The sequence below is a fragment of the Marinobacter koreensis genome, assembly GCF_023156285.1.
Taxonomy (GTDB): Bacteria; Pseudomonadota; Gammaproteobacteria; order Pseudomonadales; family Oleiphilaceae; genus Marinobacter; species Marinobacter koreensis.
On sequence record NZ_JAKZAJ010000002.1, the window covers coordinates 364,861 to 382,597 of the forward strand.

Annotated in this window: 20 protein-coding genes; 4 read left to right on the forward strand and 16 right to left on the reverse strand. The window is 58.1% G+C overall.

Translation table 11 applies throughout. The annotated features are described in order from the left end of the window. Positions 1–9 precede the first annotated feature (9 nt). From tssG to MLD04_RS06750, 6 genes are all read right to left on the reverse strand, one after another. On the reverse strand, positions 10–1,026 hold the full coding sequence (gene tssG / locus MLD04_RS06725; protein ID WP_248156016.1) for a type VI secretion system baseplate subunit TssG: 1,017 nt from the start codon (positions 1,024–1,026) through the stop codon (positions 10–12). Further along, positions 990–2,762: a type VI secretion system baseplate subunit TssF gene (gene tssF, locus MLD04_RS06730; protein WP_248156018.1), complete on the reverse strand. Its 1,773-nt coding sequence runs from the start codon at positions 2,760–2,762 to the stop codon at positions 990–992. Before tssF ends, tssG begins: the two co-directional genes overlap by 37 nt. A gap of 57 nt (positions 2,763–2,819) precedes the next feature. Further along, positions 2,820–3,248 (reverse strand): type VI secretion system baseplate subunit TssE, encoded by a 429-nt coding sequence (tssE, locus tag MLD04_RS06735; RefSeq protein ID WP_248156020.1) that lies wholly within the window; start codon positions 3,246–3,248, stop codon positions 2,820–2,822. 3 nt (positions 3,249–3,251) lie between these two features. Further along, the gene (gene tssC, locus MLD04_RS06740; protein WP_248156022.1) at positions 3,252–4,733 is read right to left on the reverse strand and encodes a type VI secretion system contractile sheath large subunit; all 1,482 of its coding nucleotides are present in this window, start codon (positions 4,731–4,733) and stop codon (positions 3,252–3,254) included. Positions 4,734–4,798: 65 nt separating this feature from the next. Then, positions 4,799–5,293: a type VI secretion system contractile sheath small subunit gene (gene tssB, locus MLD04_RS06745; RefSeq protein WP_248156024.1), complete on the reverse strand. Its 495-nt coding sequence runs from the start codon at positions 5,291–5,293 to the stop codon at positions 4,799–4,801. A gap of 252 nt (positions 5,294–5,545) precedes the next feature. Then, a complete protein-coding gene (locus MLD04_RS06750) occupies positions 5,546–6,124 on the reverse strand; it encodes a porin family protein (RefSeq protein WP_248156026.1) in 579 nt (192 codons plus the stop codon). Between the two features lie 246 nt (positions 6,125–6,370). On the opposite strand from MLD04_RS06750, the gene MLD04_RS06755 reads away from it, so the two are divergent. Further along, positions 6,371–6,631 (forward strand): acyl-CoA-binding protein, encoded by a 261-nt coding sequence (locus MLD04_RS06755; RefSeq protein ID WP_008939801.1) that lies wholly within the window; start codon positions 6,371–6,373, stop codon positions 6,629–6,631. Positions 6,632–6,762: 131 nt separating this feature from the next. Next, positions 6,763–7,077 (forward strand): site-specific integrase, encoded by a 315-nt coding sequence (locus tag MLD04_RS06760; protein WP_248156028.1) that lies wholly within the window; start codon positions 6,763–6,765, stop codon positions 7,075–7,077. Positions 7,078–7,084: 7 nt separating this feature from the next. Here MLD04_RS06760 and MLD04_RS06765 read toward each other — a convergent pair whose 3' ends face one another. Beyond that, positions 7,085–7,552 (reverse strand): hypothetical protein, encoded by a 468-nt coding sequence (locus MLD04_RS06765; RefSeq protein ID WP_248156030.1) that lies wholly within the window; start codon positions 7,550–7,552, stop codon positions 7,085–7,087. A 112-nt stretch (positions 7,553–7,664) separates the two neighbouring features. Continuing rightward, positions 7,665–8,180, reverse strand: coding sequence for a transcription elongation factor GreB (greB, locus tag MLD04_RS06770; protein WP_248156032.1), 516 nt, complete (start codon positions 8,178–8,180; stop codon positions 7,665–7,667). Positions 8,181–8,472: 292 nt separating this feature from the next. Between greB and MLD04_RS06775 the strand changes: the two genes are divergently transcribed. Beyond that, a complete protein-coding gene (locus MLD04_RS06775; RefSeq protein ID WP_248156034.1) occupies positions 8,473–8,754 on the forward strand; it encodes a hypothetical protein in 282 nt (93 codons plus the stop codon). Here the strand turns inward: MLD04_RS06775 and MLD04_RS06780 are convergent, their stop codons facing one another. The 8 genes from MLD04_RS06780 to ftsY all read right to left on the reverse strand — a co-directional run bounded on the left by MLD04_RS06780 (position 8,755) and on the right by ftsY (position 16,910). Next, on the reverse strand, positions 8,755–10,230 hold the full coding sequence (locus MLD04_RS06780) for a HAMP domain-containing sensor histidine kinase (protein WP_248156036.1): 1,476 nt from the start codon (positions 10,228–10,230) through the stop codon (positions 8,755–8,757). After that, on the reverse strand, positions 10,217–10,897 hold the full coding sequence (locus tag MLD04_RS06785; protein WP_008939807.1) for a winged helix-turn-helix domain-containing protein: 681 nt from the start codon (positions 10,895–10,897) through the stop codon (positions 10,217–10,219). The genes MLD04_RS06780 and MLD04_RS06785 overlap by 14 nt, the downstream gene beginning before the upstream one ends. A gap of 103 nt (positions 10,898–11,000) precedes the next feature. After that, positions 11,001–11,780, reverse strand: coding sequence for a hydroxypyruvate isomerase (gene hyi, locus MLD04_RS06790; RefSeq protein WP_248156038.1), 780 nt, complete (start codon positions 11,778–11,780; stop codon positions 11,001–11,003). A 2-nt stretch (positions 11,781–11,782) separates the two neighbouring features. Continuing rightward, on the reverse strand, positions 11,783–12,697 hold the full coding sequence (locus MLD04_RS06795; protein WP_248156040.1) for an NAD(P)-dependent oxidoreductase: 915 nt from the start codon (positions 12,695–12,697) through the stop codon (positions 11,783–11,785). Between the two features lie 236 nt (positions 12,698–12,933). Beyond that, positions 12,934–13,794, reverse strand: a complete 861-nt coding sequence (gene rpoH / locus MLD04_RS06800; RefSeq protein WP_248156042.1) for an RNA polymerase sigma factor RpoH — start codon at positions 13,792–13,794, stop codon at positions 12,934–12,936. Positions 13,795–13,986: 192 nt separating this feature from the next. Further along, a complete protein-coding gene (gene ftsX, locus MLD04_RS06805; RefSeq protein WP_248156044.1) occupies positions 13,987–14,991 on the reverse strand; it encodes a permease-like cell division protein FtsX in 1,005 nt (334 codons plus the stop codon). Continuing rightward, complete coding sequence (ftsE, locus tag MLD04_RS06810; protein ID WP_248156046.1) at positions 14,981–15,682, reverse strand: cell division ATP-binding protein FtsE; 702 nt, start codon at positions 15,680–15,682, stop codon at positions 14,981–14,983. The genes ftsX and ftsE overlap by 11 nt, the downstream gene beginning before the upstream one ends. A gap of 31 nt (positions 15,683–15,713) precedes the next feature. Continuing rightward, positions 15,714–16,910 (reverse strand): signal recognition particle-docking protein FtsY, encoded by a 1,197-nt coding sequence (gene ftsY / locus MLD04_RS06815; protein ID WP_248156048.1) that lies wholly within the window; start codon positions 16,908–16,910, stop codon positions 15,714–15,716. A gap of 183 nt (positions 16,911–17,093) precedes the next feature. Between ftsY and rsmD the strand changes: the two genes are divergently transcribed. Further along, positions 17,094–17,726, forward strand: a complete 633-nt coding sequence (rsmD, locus tag MLD04_RS06820) for a 16S rRNA (guanine(966)-N(2))-methyltransferase RsmD (RefSeq protein ID WP_248156050.1) — start codon at positions 17,094–17,096, stop codon at positions 17,724–17,726. Positions 17,727–17,737 lie beyond the last annotated feature (11 nt).

Here is a 17,737-nt window from a genome sequence, read left to right on the forward strand (position 1 = left end):
CCTGTCTCGCTAACGGCGTATCTGAATCCGAACGGCAGGTCGGGACGAGGCCCGCTCTGGCGTGACAAAAGAATTCCATCCCAGCCGAACCGCCCCGCCCAGCTGCACCGGGCGTATGTCCCTGGGCCGCATCTGTAGCTCAAGGTCGTATGCCAACTGTTCCCGGGTGGCGAACTCCACAAGTTTGAGCAAGCGTTTGTATTCCCGGCCGTTGGGCAGGAAGTCCTCGAAACGTTGGCGACTCAGGTTGCGAATACGCAGCACGAACTTGCCACTGCGATCGCGCACCCGAGCGCCCACGAGAGTGTCCATTCCCAGCGACGCATTCCTTCTCCCCAGCTGGGTCTGCTGGGTTTTGGCAATATCCACCTTACGCAGCACCCATTGCTCGATACTCACATCGTCGAGCTCGAAGCAATGGGCAACCATGCCACTGACAACCTCGGGGGACCGACTTCGCCCGGCCATCAATCCGGCGTAGGCAAGCATTTTTGACCAGTTCACAGGTGTCGCATCCCGCAAACGGGCATCGCCCAATCCGACCAGGGCAAAGACCAGGTCAGAAAATCCGTCGGAAGCACCCGGCTGGAAGCGAACGTAATACCGGTATTTGCGCCAGACGCGATGAAAAAGCGTCACCAGTCGATGGTTAAAGAAATCCAGAAAATGGTGCCGTACACCCAGGTTCTGACCGGCTTCCCACGCCAGATCTTCAAGGTAATATCCCGGCAGTGGGGACTGGGAACCGTGCAATCCGAGGAAGCTGACTTCCATCTGGTAGGGCGCATGCTCATGTTCGGGCGACAATGCCGATACCACGTCGCTACCCGGGAAGCCTAACCCTGCAGAGGCAGAAAAGCGGATACGCTCCCGCTGCGGGTGGCCTTCACGACCCTGCTCCAGATCGTCTCCGTGATGTCGGTGAATAAGGTCAACCAGCTGGAAAAAGCTGTACCGCCTTGCATTACCCAGAACGGGTTGCAGCTCGGCTACATCAGCGGCTGCTGACCTTGCTGTAACGTCCATGTATACCGTTCCTGGTTGTCTGTATTCACCACTTCCAGTTGGTGAAATGCATTGATACTGGCACAAAGCGCAAAGAACTGGCTGAGCACGGTTCCAAACAGATACAGATCCCCCTCCGAGGCAAATCCGCTCTGGTCCAGGCTCAGCTCCGAGCGTATCCCGCGCACTGGCAGTCCGCGGATCATCCTGTCCACAGGATTCGTGGCGATGGCACTGATACCCGCCAGCCGCTTCCTGGATATTCGCTCAGCCTGCCGGTCCACCAGTGCCCGGAAGTCGTAAACCCTCAACACCGTCCTCAAGGCCTCTACATCCAGCATGGAGAGATAGTTGAGGGACAGGTTGGATATCAATGTCCACAGCAGACTGCCATCCAGCGTTGGGCGAAGAGTCGCCGTGGGGCGGGTAATGTTGCTGAACGAAGCAAATGCCGGCGTTGACTCCGTTGCCATGGAGATTTCCCCCACCGCCAGTTGATTCGGTAACTGACGGTTGGTGCAGGTGAGTGTCAGGGAAACGGCTTCCTGCCGGTTCAGACAATCGCTCTCATCGCCGCGCACAAAGGACATGTAATGGTCGAAGCCGTCGCCACGGAGACTTTCACGAACCCGGGTCCGGTAATAAAGTGCCGTACGCTCCCGATCTCTCTCCACCTCGTGCTGAAAACTCTCGAATGGCGTGTAAATTCGTGGCTCACCCCGCCCAGAGCGCCCCTCAAGCCAACCTTCCACCTGGTCGATACTGAATACTTCGAAGTGATCCGGAGACCGACTGGACGGAGAAATTCGGTACTCGGTCTGGCGCCCGTTCAGGTCCACTGGTTCGCCCTCATGGCTGAACAGGTTGACCGCCGGGGTGCAGTACATCTGAAGACTTTCCCGCACTACCCTGGCCTCCGGTGGAAGCATCCGGCTGAACTGGAAACGCACGCTGATCTCCTCGGCCTGGACAGACGGAAGCCGCGCCCTGAGACCAGTAACATCCACAAATCGGAAAGCTCCCGGAAAGCTGAGGTATTCCTGGAGGATCCGATAGCCGGGATAGGCATTTTTCGGATACGGCAGCAGTGCTTCATCGGCCTCGAACCCAACAGGACGCAGCGATGCAGAAGGAAGGCGGTAAACCGAATTACCAACCACCAGTTCAATACCGGCCAGGTAGTGATTCAGCCACAGGTAAAGGGTCTCAGAGGTGTGATCATCGCCGCCCAGATAGAAGCGCAACACATCCAGCCCCAAAGCGTTCAGCGACTGATCGGTGTGCAACGCCAGGTCCACGGTGACGGAAGAAACCTCCCTGGAATGCTCGGCATATACCTCTGCGACACTGATGGGAAATACATCCACCGTCCGACAGGTCCGGAAACGACATTGGGTCTGGCGGATTGCATCGCCCACCGGGCGACTCTTGATCTCGGTGTGTCGCTCCACTCTCTGGCGTTCACTGATGGCATGCAGCAGCGGATCGAATTTCATGATGGTGCAACTGGGCACCGGCCTCAGATAATTGGGCCAGAGTATGTTCAGAAGAGAATGGGTCAGCTCGGGGAACTCATCTTCAACCTTCTCACGAAGTTTGCCTGTCAGGAATGCAAAACCCTCGAGCAACCTTTCCACATCCGGATCGGTGCTCTGCTCTGACAGAAACCGTGTAAGTTGAGGATGGGCATCCGCAAACTCCCGCCCCTGCAGCCGCAGAAAGCTCAATTCATCCCTGTAAAACCGATTCAATTTCATGGCAATAACACCAATGCCCGACGACTGCTCTCATCCTTGTGTTCAGCTACTGCGGTGTTAAATCACCCGGTAGTAGCGCTTGTCATCCAATAACAGATCAATGGTCGTCTTGTTGTCTTCCGAACCAGACCTGAGATAGACCGTCACCTGAAACCGCAATTGCAGCGGGTCCGGTCCCTGAGCCAAGGCAACGACTTCAACCCGGCTCACCCTGGGTTCATAGCCTTCAATACACTTCCGGATCGCTGACCGGATCTGGATGCTCAGATCATGGGTGCCCAGTGTGGCGTCGTTGAAGTCCAGCAAACCCAGAGCCGGGACACTCGCGCTGTTACCCGGATGGGCATTCAGCAGGCGGACCAAATGGCGTTTGATGGATTCAACAATGTGGGGGCTATCGCCCATACCTCGACCGTCGGGTTCAGCAGCCCGTTCCAGACGTTCAAACAGGCTGCCACCGCGACATGGAACTTCATCTCCGAGCACGGATTAGTCCTTGTCCAGACGACCTACCAGAGACAGTTCAAAATTCGCTCCCATATACTTGAAGTGAGGACGCACCGCCAGGGACACCTGATACCAGCCCGGATCACCCTCGACTTCAGAGACCGTTACCTGAGCAGCGCGCAGTGGGCGGCGGCTGCGCACATCGGCAGGTGGATTCTCCTGATCGGCCACGTACTGGCGGATCCAGGTATTGAGTTCCCGCTCCAGATCCTGGCGTTCTTTCCATGAGCCAATCTGTTCCCGCTGTAGCACCTTGATGTAATGCGCCAGCCGGTTCACGATCATCATGTAAGGCAACTGGGTCCCCAACTTGTAGTTGGTCTCAGCTTCCTTGCCTTCCTTGGTGTTCGGAAACTGCTTCGGCTTCTGAACCGAGTTGGCGGAGAAAAACGCGGCGTTATCACTGCCCTTGCGCATGGTCAGGGCAATGAAGCCCTCATCCGCCATTTCGTATTCCCTGCGGTCGGTAATCAGCACCTCGGTGGGGATTTTCGACTCCAACTGACCGAAGGACTCGAACACATGCACCGGCAGATCTTCAACCGCACCACCGCTTTGGGGACCAATAATGTTGGGGCACCAGCGGTACTTGGCGAAGCTCTCGGTCAGTCGGGTTGCCAGTAGGTACGCCGTGTTACCCCACAGGTAATGTTCATGATCGGCAGACACATCTTCCCTGTAGCTGAAGCTACGAACCGGGTTTTCGGTCGGGTCATAGGGTACCCTCAGCAGGAATCGTGGCGATGTTAACCCCAGATAGCGGGCATCTTCGGATTCCCTGAGCGAACGCCACTTGGCGTACTTCGGTCCCTCGAAAACGGCCTTAAGCTCTTTGATAGCCGGGAGTTCCTGGTAACTGTCAACGCCGAAAAATGACGGCGCCACGGAAGACAGGAACGGCGCATGGGCCATCGCCCCCACAGAAGACACATACTGCAGCAATTTCATATCCGGGGTAGATGGGGTGAAAGCGTAATTGCCAACGACAGCTCCCACCGGTTCGCCCCCGAACTGACCATACTCTGTAGAGTAGATATGGTTGTAGAACCCGGTCTGGGTTACATCCGGAGCGAACTCGAAGTCTTCCAGGAGTTCGGTTTTGGTGGCGTGCAGGATATCGACCTTGATGTTCTCACGGAAATCGGTGCGATCCACCATCAGCTTCAGGCCTCGCCACGAAGATTCAAGCTCCTGCAGCTGGGGAGCATGCAGGATTTCATCCATCTGGGCGCTGATCTTCCGGTCCAGCTCCACAACCATCTGATCCACCAGCGCCTTGTTGACCGGTTGACCTTTTTCATCACTTTTCAGGAGGTTGGCAATAAACGTTGCCACCCCCTTTCGGGCCACATCATATCCCTCATCCGCAGGCACCATGCGACTGTTCGCCATAACCTGATCGAGAAGTGACCCTTCGGCCACGGATTCGGAGGCAGCAGATTGCTGCACAGCAGTATCAGACATACCACATCCCTTCAGTATGTAATTGATCGTCGATAGGAAATGCCGCGTCCGGGCGGCAGTCTCGATTATTCGCCGTCGGCGGCCAGTTCCAGCTCAGCCAGCAGCTTGTCTCGTGCATCATCGTTGTCCAGCAGTTCCTGCAGCTTGGATCGGAACGATGGGACATTACCCAGAGGGCCTTTGAGGGCGACCAGCGCTTCCCGAAGTTCAACCAGCTTTTTCAGTTCGGGCACCTGGCGGGCAATACTGTCAGGGGAAAAATCGTCCAGGGACTGGATTTCAAGGTTTACCGACAAGTCGTCGGCCGCCTCATCCAGTTTGTTGGTCACGGTGGTGGAGAGGCCAAGACCGGCTTCCTTCATGACCGAACGGAAGTTGTTCTTGTCGACGGAAATGGCCTTGCGATCTTCGATGGGAATTTCTTCAGCATGCCCCTTGAAATCGCCAACAACGAACATTTTCAGCGGCAATTCGGTTTCTGCCTGCTGATCTCCGGCAGCGGGGACATACTTGATATTGATGCGCTCTTTAGGCGCGACGGAACCGTCTTTAGAAGACATGCGCTTGCTCCCTGTGCAAATCACTTTGCGATTGTTCAATCCTTTGAATTCGCCATCCTGGCGAACATCGCGGAAGACTCTACACCGGTATAATTGGATTCTCAAGCAAAGACTGGCCAGGCCGCCGCAAAATAGTGGATTCTGGCAAATCCTTGCCAAAAGTCGTGTTCACCTGCAGTCTCCCAACAACGGAGTAGACAAGCACCGCGCGCTTCGCGACGATGCCTGTCCCGATTAGAAGAACAAAAAAGATCAGAACTGGAACTTCAGCCCCACCCGACCAGTGTCGAAATCGGGTCCGTCATTGTTGACCTGTCCGTTGAAGTCACTCTTGTCGATGTCGACGTTGTAGCGGTCGTATTCGGCGAAGGCGGTCAACTGGTCGGTCACCCGGAAGTCCACGCCTGCGCCGACGAGGGGGTTCACGTCGTCGTAGGTTTTACTGTTGTCGAACGCGTCGACGTCAAAAGCCGATGCAAACACGCCTGCCTTACCGTATATGCCAAAGCTCTGGGTCAGGGGTAGGCGCCCGATCGCGCTCAGGCCGAGGCCCTTGAGCTTCCCGTCCACGTCGTCATTACCGAAATTCCCGAAGTCAATGTACTCCGCTTCCAGCGAGAACATCGGGTTGAACTGGTAACCGAGTGCGGCGCCGAACAGGTCGTTCTCGTCGTCGAATTCGCCACCATGGGATTTATAGCCACCATAACTGCCGCTGACGTAGGGCCCCGCTTCATCCCGGGCTACGTCATCTTTTGCCCAGGTGGCCGGTGCAAATACAAACGCTGCGGAAAGAACGGTGACCGTCGCCAAACCGGATTTGTAGCTCATAGTGCTCAATCCTCCACTATTGGTTTCCTTTCCTTCGATGCGCAGTCGGTGACTGCTTGCAACCACCCTAACGGGATTGACCGGGTATGGGGGTTAAAACCGTACTAAGATCCCTTAATCTCACATCCATCCGCACCATGACGTTCCGGTCAACCCGGTCGGCCAGTCTGGTCAATGACGGGCCGCTAAAGGCTGGCTATACTCGCGCTCAATCAGGACATAAAACACTGTGCCAAGGAGAACGACATGAGCGACCTGAAAGCGAAATTCGACGAAGCGGTGAACTACATTCAGAGCGCCGAAGGCGATTTCAAACCGTCCAACGAGCTGAAGCTGGAGTTTTACGCGCTTTACAAGCAGGCCACCGAGGGCGATGTGTCCGGCAAGCGTCCGGGCATGATGGATTTCGTGGGTCGGGCCAAATACGACGCGTGGGAGAAGCTCAAGGGTACGTCCAGCGACGAAGCCATGCAGCAGTACGTGGACAAGCTGGAATCCCTGAAATAAGGGGTCCGCTCAGACCGGAGCCTGCCTTTCAGGCTCCGGCAGCCCATTGGGCAAAAATTTTGCGGGCTTCAAACGATTGTCATAAGATAGCGCCACCATAACAACAAGAATCCCCAGCGGAAGAGTAAACCATGACCATCACCGAGGCACTGGAACAGTCTCAGCCCGGCCTTATGGGCCGCGTCACCGATGCCATCCGAAAGCAGAAACTCAATCAGCGGTCCGAACAGACCTACCTGCACTGGATTACCCGGTTCGTGCTGTTTCACGACATGAAAGATCCCGAGACCCTGGAAGCCGACGACCAGACGGCATTCCTCGACTATCTGAGTGAGGGCATGCGCGCGTCACGGGCGCGGCTCAATCAGGCCCGGCAGGCACTGGGATTCTTCTATGAGGAAGTGCTGAACAAGCACGCAAGCGCCGCGAGCACGGTCGCTGCCTGAGCAGGGCTCAGCGTTCGATCAGGTTGGTGTTGAGGCGATCGTAGGTGCGGTTTTCCGGCGGCCGAATCACGTAGTTATTGCTGTGAGTCTGGCCCGGTACCACTTTCGGGTTGCTGTAGCGGATATCCACCGGAATTTCAGAGCGGCCAAGATCGGTGCGTTCGTCCCTTGGCTGCATGGCCAGAGGATCGAGGTAGGACTGGTCGTCGGATCCGGGTTTGACCGGTACCCCCGCTGCCGGCGCCGAGAGGCCACCTTCGATCACCGTGTTGGCGAGGGTATCTTCTTCGATGGATTTCAGGGGGATGGTATTGAGCGTGGACCGCTCCTCGTACTTGAACGCTTCCTTGCCGTTGTCGTCTTTGTGGGACTCGGCCTGGGCCAACGCTACCCCTGACGCGAACAGGAAAGCCGCACCGACGATTATGCCGGTCCGCCACTGCCCTTGTGTCCGCCTGTTTCGTTGAATACCCATACTCTCACCTTGGTCAACGTCCCTGTCCACGTCAAATCGTGTGACAATTTTTGAACAGTTTACCGCCATTCGGAGTGGGTTTCTGCTTGTGCTGACGGGAATGTGACGCTTTTCACTTGTCCTGAGAGGCCGAAGCGTAGCGGATACCGGTAATCCAGACGGATTTGAAGCCTTCAGGGGTACGCACGCTGACTTCGTCGTCCAGCCGCTTGCCTATCAGCGCCCGGGCCATCGGTGAATTGATGCTGAGATATCCCCGATCAAGATCGAATTCATCCGCGCCCACCAGCCGGTAGGTCTGCTCTTCGCCGTTTTCATCCTCAATCGTCACCCAGGCACCGAAGAAGACCTTTTCCTGATCGTCCGGCAGGCGATCAACCACCGTCACTTCCTCAAGGCGTTTGGTCAGAAACCGCACCCGCCGGTCGATCTCGCGCAACTGCTTTTTGCCATAGATGTATTCGGCATTTTCCGAGCGGTCGCCAAGTGCCGCCGCCTCGCGAACGGCCTGCGTGACCTCCGGACGTTTCTCCTTCCAGAGGAACTGTAATTCCTCGCGCAGTGCCTGTTCACCCTCGGGCGTGATGTAGCGGGGTCGATGACCGCCGTTGCCGGATGCCTTGTTCATCGTATGTGGAGATCCTCAATTGCGCCGAACCAAAATGGAGGGGGCATAAAAAAACCCCGTAAAAACGGGGTCAAGGCTAGCGCTGTGCTGGAGGGAGAAGCAAGCGGTTTGGATCGCTTCCTTCTTTCTACAGTACCTATTCTCCACACTTCACATTACCTACCTGTGGCCAGCGAATTACCTTTTTGACAGAGATTGGGCGCATCGGAAATTAGGTTGAGTTGCCTAGATGGATGGGGCTATGTTTCAACTCAAAATTACGTCATCCGGATGCACGAATGGAGATCCGACCATGAACACGCAAAAGCTGTTGAAACTGACGCTGGACGGCGTCGATTCACTGGGATTCCGGCTCGATCAACTGGGCGTTACCAGTCGCATCAACCGGCACAACCTCGCAGCGTTCCTGTTTGCCGAGCAGAAGCATTGGGAAGGAGAGTGGGACAGCCTGCAGGCAAAGGTAGATCGCCGGCGCTCCCAGTTCGAGCACCTGGCCCACGAAGTGGAGGTCCGGGCAGACTCGGTCCTCGGTCCGATCCGCAACCAGTTCAACCGTTTCCGGGCCAGCCAGTAATCAGGTCTCCGGGGCGTCCGCCGTCGGCCTGGACGACGCGTTAGACGCCGGCAATTCCGCCTGGGTTGCCTTGATCCGTTTTGTCTCTCCCGTGTAGGCGGGCATCCGGATCGTCACGGTCAACCCGGGCGTCTCATCGCCCGGATAGGTGTCTGTCAGAATAATCCGGCCCTGGTGGATTTCCGCCACCGCACTCACCAGACTCAAGCCCAGACCATTACCCGGCAGTGACCGGCTTTTTCCGACCCGGTAGAAACGCTGGAACACCTGGTCCTTTTCATCATCAGGTATACCGATACCACTGTCCTGAACCTCAAAGATTGCGTCCGTTCCCTCGCGGCGCACGGCAACCCCGATACGCCCGTGCTCCGGCGTGTACTTGATGGCGTTGTCGATCAGGTTGCTGACCATCTGGAACAGCAAATCCCGATCGCCTTCGATCATCACGCCCTGCTCCACACTCTGCTCGAAGGATTGTTCCTTGTCTTCGGCCACGGCCTCGTATAATTCACAGGCATCGCTCACCAGTTCATCCAGCGAAACCACTTTCATGTCGGCCGCGTTGCCCCGGGTTTCCAGCCTGGCAATGCGCAACAAGGCATTGAAGGTAGCCAGAAGCTGATCGGCCTCGGCAACCGCCTGTCCGACGTGATCGCGCGCTTCTTCGTCATCAACGGTGATCAAGGTGCTCTCAAGCTGGTTCCGAAGACGGGTCAGCGGCGTCCGCAGGTCGTGGGCGATGCTGTCGGAGACATGGCGAATGCCCTCCATCAGATAGACGATCCGGTCCAGCATCTGATTGAGGTTTTCCGCCAGCTGGTCGAAATCGTCTTCGGTTCCCCGGGTGGGGATCCGCAAAGACAGGTGCCCGTTCATGATCCGCCTGGAGGTGTTGTTGATCACCTCGATGCGTCGGGTGGTGCTGCGGCTCATCAAGAAGCCACCGAGAAGGGCGAGCGCCAAGGTGATACCCATTCCCCAGTTGATCGCGGTTTCAATGACCCGCTTGAGGTTGGTGAGTTCGTCTACATCACGGCCCACCAGCAGACGCAAACCACCCTGCACCTCGAAAATCCGGGCCCGGGCGAGGCGCTTGGGGCCGGTCCAGCCGACCGATTCGTCCAGGGTGAAGTTGATCCAGCCGCTCTCGGAACGGGCGCCTTCAGGCCAGGAATCGATGTTGCCGGCCAGCTTCAGGAAATCATCGGTGGTCAGGAGATAGATGGACTTGGCGTTGGGATCGCGGGTCACCCGCTCCCGGATGATGGTGATCAGGCCATTCACGCCCCGCCCCCGATACTGCTCGGCGAGGCCGGCAATTTCGGCCTCGATGGTTTCATCGGTCTGGGCGGTCATGAACCCCGCTGTACGCCAGTAGATAAAGGCCAGTAAAAGAAATACCGAGGTGGCAAACACCACCATGTACAGCAGGGCCAGCTGAAAGGAAGAGGTTCTAAGCTGACTAAGCAGTTTCACGCAGCATGTATCCTGCACCCCGGATGGTCTGCAGCAAGGGTGTTTCGAATTCCTTGTCGATCTTGGCCCGCAGGCGGCTGATGTGAACGTCGATCACGTTGGTCTGGGGATCAAAGTGGTAGTCCCAGACCTTCTCCAGCAGCATGGTCCGGGTCACTACCTGGCCGGCATTGCGCATCAGGTACTCCAGCAGGCGGAATTCCCGGGGCTGAACATCGATGTTCTTGCCCGCTCGCTTGACGGTACGGGCCAGCAGATCCATCTCCAGGTCGGCAACGCGAAGCACGGTTTCGGTCTCGGCAGCCTGCCGGTGGCGACGGATCAGGGATTCGATCCGGGCAAGCAATTCCGTAAACGAGAACGGTTTGGTGAGGTAATCGTCCCCGCCACCGCGCAAACCTTCTACCCGGTCGTCCACATCACCCAGGGCACTGAGGATGAGAACGGGTGTCTGATTGCCGGTTGCCCGGACGGTTTTGATGATGGACAAGCCATCCATACCCGGCAGCATCCGGTCGACGATCATGATGTCGTAGTCTTCGCTGGCCGCCATCATCATGCCTTCCTTGCCGTCGGCGGCATGGTCAACCACGAAGTCGGATTCTTTCAATCCCTTCAACAGGTAGTTGGCTACGTCCTTATCGTCTTCGATTACCAGTGCTTTCACCGGTGTCCCTCCTGATAGCGGAAAACATTAACTGCAAGGTTACGGAGATACCCATACGCCGGCCAGTTACGATCTTGTAAGAGGGTGTCGCCTTAAGCGACGGTCACGAACCGCCCGAATACCAGTCCAGAGAGGCGGCCGTGTCACTGGAAGGCCGGTACTCTGCACTCACCCAGCCATCGTAGTCCATACCGTCGATTGCCGCGAAAACATTCGAAAAGTTAATCTCTCCCGTCCCGGGTTCATGACGCCCCGGATTGTCGGCAAACTGGATATGTCCAATCCATGGCAACAGGCACTCCATCGTGCGGATCAGATCACCCTCCATGATCTGCATATGGTACAGATCATACTGAAGCCGGACGTTGGTGGAGTCCACTTCGTCGATCAGCGCCAGCACCTTACCCGAGGTATCCAGGAAAAAACGAGGCATGTCGACCCGGGAGTTGATGGCCTCCAGGCACAGGGTGATGCCCTCTGCCTCCAGCCTGTCGGCGGCGTACTGCACGTTTGAGACGAGTGTTTTCCAAGCCACCTCTTCCTCAAGATCCACCGGCTTCAATCCCGCCAGACAGTTCACCTGCCGGCAATTCAGAGCCCGGGCATAGTCAATGGTCTGATCCACGCCGGCCCGGAACTCCTCAACCCGGTCCGGCAGGCAGGCAATGCCCCGCTCGCCTGCGTCCCAGTCTCCGGGCGGCAGATTGAACAGCACCTGCGTCAGATTATGGGCTTCCAGCTCCCGGGCGATGTCCGCCGCCGGCCACGCATAGGGAAACAGGTATTCCACACCCTCAAAGCCGGCGTCACGGGCTCTGGCAAAGCGCTCCATAAAATCCACTTCCGTGAACAGCATTGACAGGTTGGCAGCAAAACGAGGCATGATTAAGACTCCTTGGGGCCGCGGCCCAGAGAGCCGAGGAGGGTTCCGTTGAGGTGTTCCAGTTCCAGCAAGAGACCACTGTGGTCCACATCGCTGTGGCCATTGGCGATCAGGGACTGGTATTCATTATGGGTCTGCTGGGCAAGCGGGAGCGTCAGCCCCTCAGCGCGGGCCTCGTCCAGAATCATCCGCATGTCCTTGAGCTGGATACGGGCTGGCGCGCCTGGCGCAAAATCCCGGTCGATCATGCGTTGCCCGTGCAATTCCAGGATTCGGCTACTGGCAAAGCCGCCCATCAGTGCTTCCCGAACCGCCGCCGGATCCGCACCGCCCTTCGCCGCCAACAACAGCGCTTCAGACACTGCACCGATGGTAATACCGACGATCGCCTGGTTCGCCAGCTTGGCCAGCTGACCGGCACCCACCGGCCCGATATGTGTGCATTTACCCAGTGCCTCAAAAACCGGTCGGGCCCGCTCGATATCCGCTTCCGAGCCACCCGCCATAATACTCAGCCGGGCTTCCGCCGCTCCGACGGTGCCACCGGACACCGGCGCATCGACGTATCCCGCGTCCTGTTTAGCAGCCAGTTCCGCATGGCGCCGGGCCAGTGACGGCTGGACCGAACTCATGTCGATCACCAGGGCACCGGGCTTAAGGGCGTCAACCGTTCCCTGCCCGACCAGTACGTCCTCAACCACATCGCCATTTTCCAGCATGGTGATCACAACGTCGGCCTGACGGACGGCGTCCGCCGGCGTTCCGGCGATGGTCGCCTCTCCAGCAAACGGATCACACTTGCTGGCGGTCCTGTTCCACAGGGTCATCGGAAAGCCCGCATCCAGCAGGTTGCGGGTCATGGGGGCGCCCATCAGGCCTATCCCGAGGAAGGCAATATGGGGATGAGTTGAAATCATTGTTTGAAGGCCCTTTTATCAAAAGTATGGGAAGGGATTGGCTGGCCCTCTCCAAAACTGTGCGGAGCCATGGATGGCGGAGCCCAAGCGTCACATGGAAGTGCCGCAAGGAGCGTGTTTTGGAGAGGGCCAGCCAATCCCTTCATCCCGCAAATTGAGCATTACCGATTATACAAACAAAAACGCCACCAACCGCGAACGGTGGTGGCGTTTATCTGTCTCGGACAGCGGACGAATCAGACCGCTTCGGCCATCTTCGCCTTGATCTTCTTCATGGCGTTCTTTTCAAGCTGGCGAATCCGCTCAGCAGACACGCCGTATTTGTCCGCCAGTTCATGCAGTGTGGACTTGCTGTCTGTCAGCCAACGCTCCCGCAGGATGTCCTGACTACGCTCGTCCAGACTTTCCAGAGCCTGCATCAGGCGACCGTTCGAATCCTCGGACCAATCGGCGTTTTCCAGCTGGGTGGCCGGATCGCTACGACGGTCTTCCAGATAGTAGGCCGGCGCCTGATAGGCGTTGTCGTCGTCATCGTCCATCGGACCGTCAAAGGCGGTATCCTGAGACGCCAGACGACCTTCCATCTCGCGTACGACCCGGGGCTCGACCCCAAGGTCAGCCGCGACAGCCTGGAGCTCCTCGTGGTTCAGCCATGCCAGCTTCTTCTTCTGACTGCGCAGATTGAAGAACAGCTTGCGCTGGGCCTTGGTGGTGGCCACCTTCACGATGCGCCAGTTACGCAGAATGAACTCGTGAATCTCGGCCTTGATCCAATGAACCGCGAAGGACACAAGGCGTACCCCGTACTCCGGATTGAACCGTTTTACCGCCTTCATCAGGCCCACGTTGCCTTCCTGGATCAGGTCCGCCTGAGCCAGACCATAACCGGAATAACTCCGGGCAATGTGAATCACAAAACGCAGATGAGAAAGTACAAGCTGACGGGCGGCCTCTACATCTCCTTCGTAGTGGAGCCGTTCTGCCAGCTCCTTTTCTTCATCCACTGTGAGCACAGGAATGCGGCTCGCAGCCTGGATGTAAGACTCGAGATTGGCACCCGGAACCAGTCTGTCAACCAGTTGTAAACTCGTACCCATTCACTTACCTCCGAACCCAACGGCCCTTAAATATATCAACACCTATTTAGACCGCCAAGAACCTGAAAAGTTCCCGAATTCTCCAGTAAAACGTTTTTAATCAACTACCTGGAAAACCCACGCTGTTTTCTTAGCCTTCCAAACTACGGCAACGAAAGCTGTCTTTTCCATACGGTTTTCCCGTAATCCGGATCACCCTCCGGCAATTTCGCCGGGCTCAATATCGTCCAGATGACGCTTCACAGCGACCCATGCGCCAAGCCAGCCTAGCACCATTGCAACAATAATCAACGTCAGTGCGCCATCGACGCCCAATCCCATCAGGGAAAAATCACTCCGATAGAGCCCCGCGAGCCGCTCAATGGGACCACTGAGCCACCACAGCGCCGACTCCAGCAACAAACAGGCCACCAGACCGCCACCCAATCCGTACCACGCACCCGTGTAAAGGAAGGGCCTGCGTACAAAGGCGTCGGTGCCGCCCACAAGCTTGGCCACGAGGATTTCATCCCGGCGACTTTCAATCGCCAGTCGAACGGTATTGCCGATCACCAGAATCACGGCGGCGGCCAGCAGTATCGCCAGGGCCCAGACTGCCCTGGAGAGCAGATCGGTCATCGCATTGAGGCGTTGCAGCCACCCCAGATCCACCTGTACCCGCTCCACGCCTTCCATTCCCTTAACAAAGGTTACCAGCGCTTCGACGCCCGCCGCCGAACGGCTGCGCTCCTCCGGCGTGATCAGCAGGGTGTGCGGCAGCGGATTCTCGCCAAGATAGTCGAGTGCGTCCTCAAGCCCGGAAGAGGCACGAAATTCCGCCAGGGCCTCCTCGCGATCAATCAGTTGAACCTCGGCCACCCGGCCATCGGCATCGATCTTCTTCGCCAGGGCCCGGGCATCTTCCAGAGGCACGTCCAGATCCAGATACGCAGTCACGCGGGCGCTGCTTTCCCAACCGGCACTGACGCCCTCGAGACTGGCCAGCAGCAACAACAGCGCAACCGGCAATGCCAGGGCTACCCCCATGACCATCCAGGTCATCAGGCTTGCGACCGGCGCACGCCAGAGTCTTTCGGCGCTGTCCCTGCCGATCTTGCGGTGGTGATCCAGATAACTGCGCGCCTGATCCTTCCAGGGAGACGATTGACTGGCTGCGCCCCGGCCGGATTCTGTCTTGCGACGTGGGTCAGTGGCCACCGACACCTCCCGGAGGCTGTCCCACCAGCGCCGCGCCGCCCGCAATCAGACGCCCATGTTCCAGCGTCAACGTCCGCCGCTGCATCTCGTTCACGAGAGCAATGTCGTGAGTGGCGATCAGCACGGTAACCCCCACCTGACTGAACTGCGTGAACAGGTTCATGATGTCGGCCGACAGTTCCGGGTCAAGGTTACCGGTCGGCTCGTCCGCCAGCAGAACCGGCGGCTTGTTAACCACCGCCCGGGCGATACCCACCCGCTGCTGCTCACCGCCGGACAACTGGATCGGGTTCATTTTTTCCTTGCTGAGCAGACCCACCTTATCCAGGGCCGCCCGCACACGACGCCCCGTATCCCTTGGCGACGCCCCCATCACTTCCAGGGGCATGGCGACGTTGTCGAAGACCGTCCGGTCAAAGAGCAGCTGGTGATTCTGGAACACAACGCCGATGTGGCGTCTGATGTAGGGAATCTGCCGGCGCGGCAGGCTATTCAGCAGCTGTCCACCCACGATGACCTCGCCTGCGCTGGGGCGCTCCATCACCATGATCAGCTTGAGAAGGGTACTCTTGCCGGCCCCGGAGTGGCCGGTCAGAAACGCCAGCTCACCCCGGTTCAGGGCAAAATTGACCTGGGCCAGCGCAGTATGATCGCTGTCATAGCGCTTGGTGACCTGGCGGAATTCGATCATGACCGACGACTACTCCCGATGAGACTCAACATCAGTCAAACAGGGCATCCACAAAGGTTTCGGCATCGAAACTCCGAAGATCCTCGGCCTGCTCACCGACACCGATGAAGCGAATTGGCAACTGCAACTGGCGGGCGATGGCGAATACGATACCGCCCTTGGCGGTGCCGTCCAGTTTCGTCAATGTAATGCCACTGACACCGACGGCCTGCTGGAAAACCTGGGCCTGGCTGAGTGCATTCTGACCGGTACCGGCGTCCAGCACCAGCATCACCTCGTGGGGCGCACTGTCGTCCAGTTTTTTCATCACCCGGACAACCTTTTCAAGCTCATTCATGAGGTTGTCCTTGTTCTGCAGCCGGCCCGCCGTATCGGCGATGACCACGTCGGTGCCACGAGACTGCGCTGACTGGATGGCATCGAAGATCACCGAAGCACTGTCAGCACCGGTTTCCTGGGCCACCACGGGCACATTGTTGCGCTCCCCCCAGACCTGCAACTGCTCCACGGCAGCGGCCCGGAAGGTATCGCCGGCGGCAAGCATCACGGATTTGCCCTCGGCCTGAAATTTCTTCGTCAGTTTGCCGATGGTGGTGGTCTTGCCCACACCGTTCACACCCACCATCAGGATCACGTAAGGCTTACGGGCTGCATCGATTTCCAGCGGGCGAGTCACGTCTTTCAGCAAACCGTGGAGCTCGTCACGCAGGGCCTTGCGGAGGGCTTCGCCGTCTTTAAGCTGATTGCGCTCGAGCTTGTCCGTCAGCGACTCAATAATTTCAGACGTGGCGGTAACGCCGACATCCGCCATCAACAGTGTGGTCTCGATTTCTTCAAGAAGGTCCTCGTCGATCTTTTTGCCGACGGAGAACAGGTCGGCCAGACCTCCGGTCAGACTCGCGCGGGTTTTCCCCAGGCCTTTCTTGATGCGCTCGAAAACACTGACCTGAGGCTCGGGCTCCGGAGCAAGTGCCGCGGGCTCCGGCTCCGCTTGTGGCACTTCCGGTTGCGGCTGCGGCGCAGGTTCCTCAGGCTCTTTAACTGCAGGAGCTTCGGCTTCACCCTTCTGCTCGGGTTCAGCGGCCGGCGCCGGACCACGTGCGACTTCCGGCTTACGCTGCGGGACCGCTTTCGGCCTGGGCACCCGCTTTCGATTACTGGCGATGTCCAGCGCAAAAATGAGCACGAGAAGGGCCAGAAGGCCGATAGAAATCCACTCTGCCGTCATAGTCTTACCATCTGTCTGAGTTGGGCGGGGCGAAAATGAAAGCCGACATTCTATCAGACTCGCTCGCCTAAGCGAGGGCCGCCGCATTATCGGCCCTGCGCGCGTTTCCGGTACCATATGTCGGGCAGAGAACCTCATCAAACCAGACAATCCCATTGCCGAACCGCCTGACCGGAGCAGCCTATGGCCCGACGAAAACCAGCGAACCGCCGCGCATCACCTTCTGCGTCCCGCACCAGCGGCACCGCTGGCATGGGTGAGCTTCGGATCATCGGCGGCGACTGGCGCAGTCGCAAACTACGCTTCCCCGACGCCGGCGGCGTCCGGCCCACACCTGCGCGCACCCGTGAAACTCTGTTCAACTGGCTGAACTATCAGCTGGCAGGGGCGGATTGCCTGGACCTGTTTGCCGGCTCCGGCGCCCTGGGCCTGGAAGCTCTGTCGAGGGGCGCCGGAACAGTCACCCTGGTGGACCATACGCCCGCCCTGGCCAGGGCGCTTCGTGAAAACCTGCGCCTGCTCAAATCCGACCGGGGTGAGGTCGTTTGCGACGATGTGGCGCATTACCTGGCAACGCGACAGCGGCCGCCAGTCGACATCGTGTTCATGGATCCGCCGTTTCGTCAGGGCTGGCTGGAGCGACTGCTCCCGCTGCTGGATGAGCAGCAATGGGTCAAGCCTGATGGATGGGTTTACGTGGAACACGAAAGTGAACGGGCGGCACCGACTGTGCCGTCGCACTGGCAGCTGCACCGGGAAAAAAGTGCCGGGCAGGTGACCTATTGCCTGTTCCGCGTGACCGGAAGCGATGACTGACCAGCCACAAA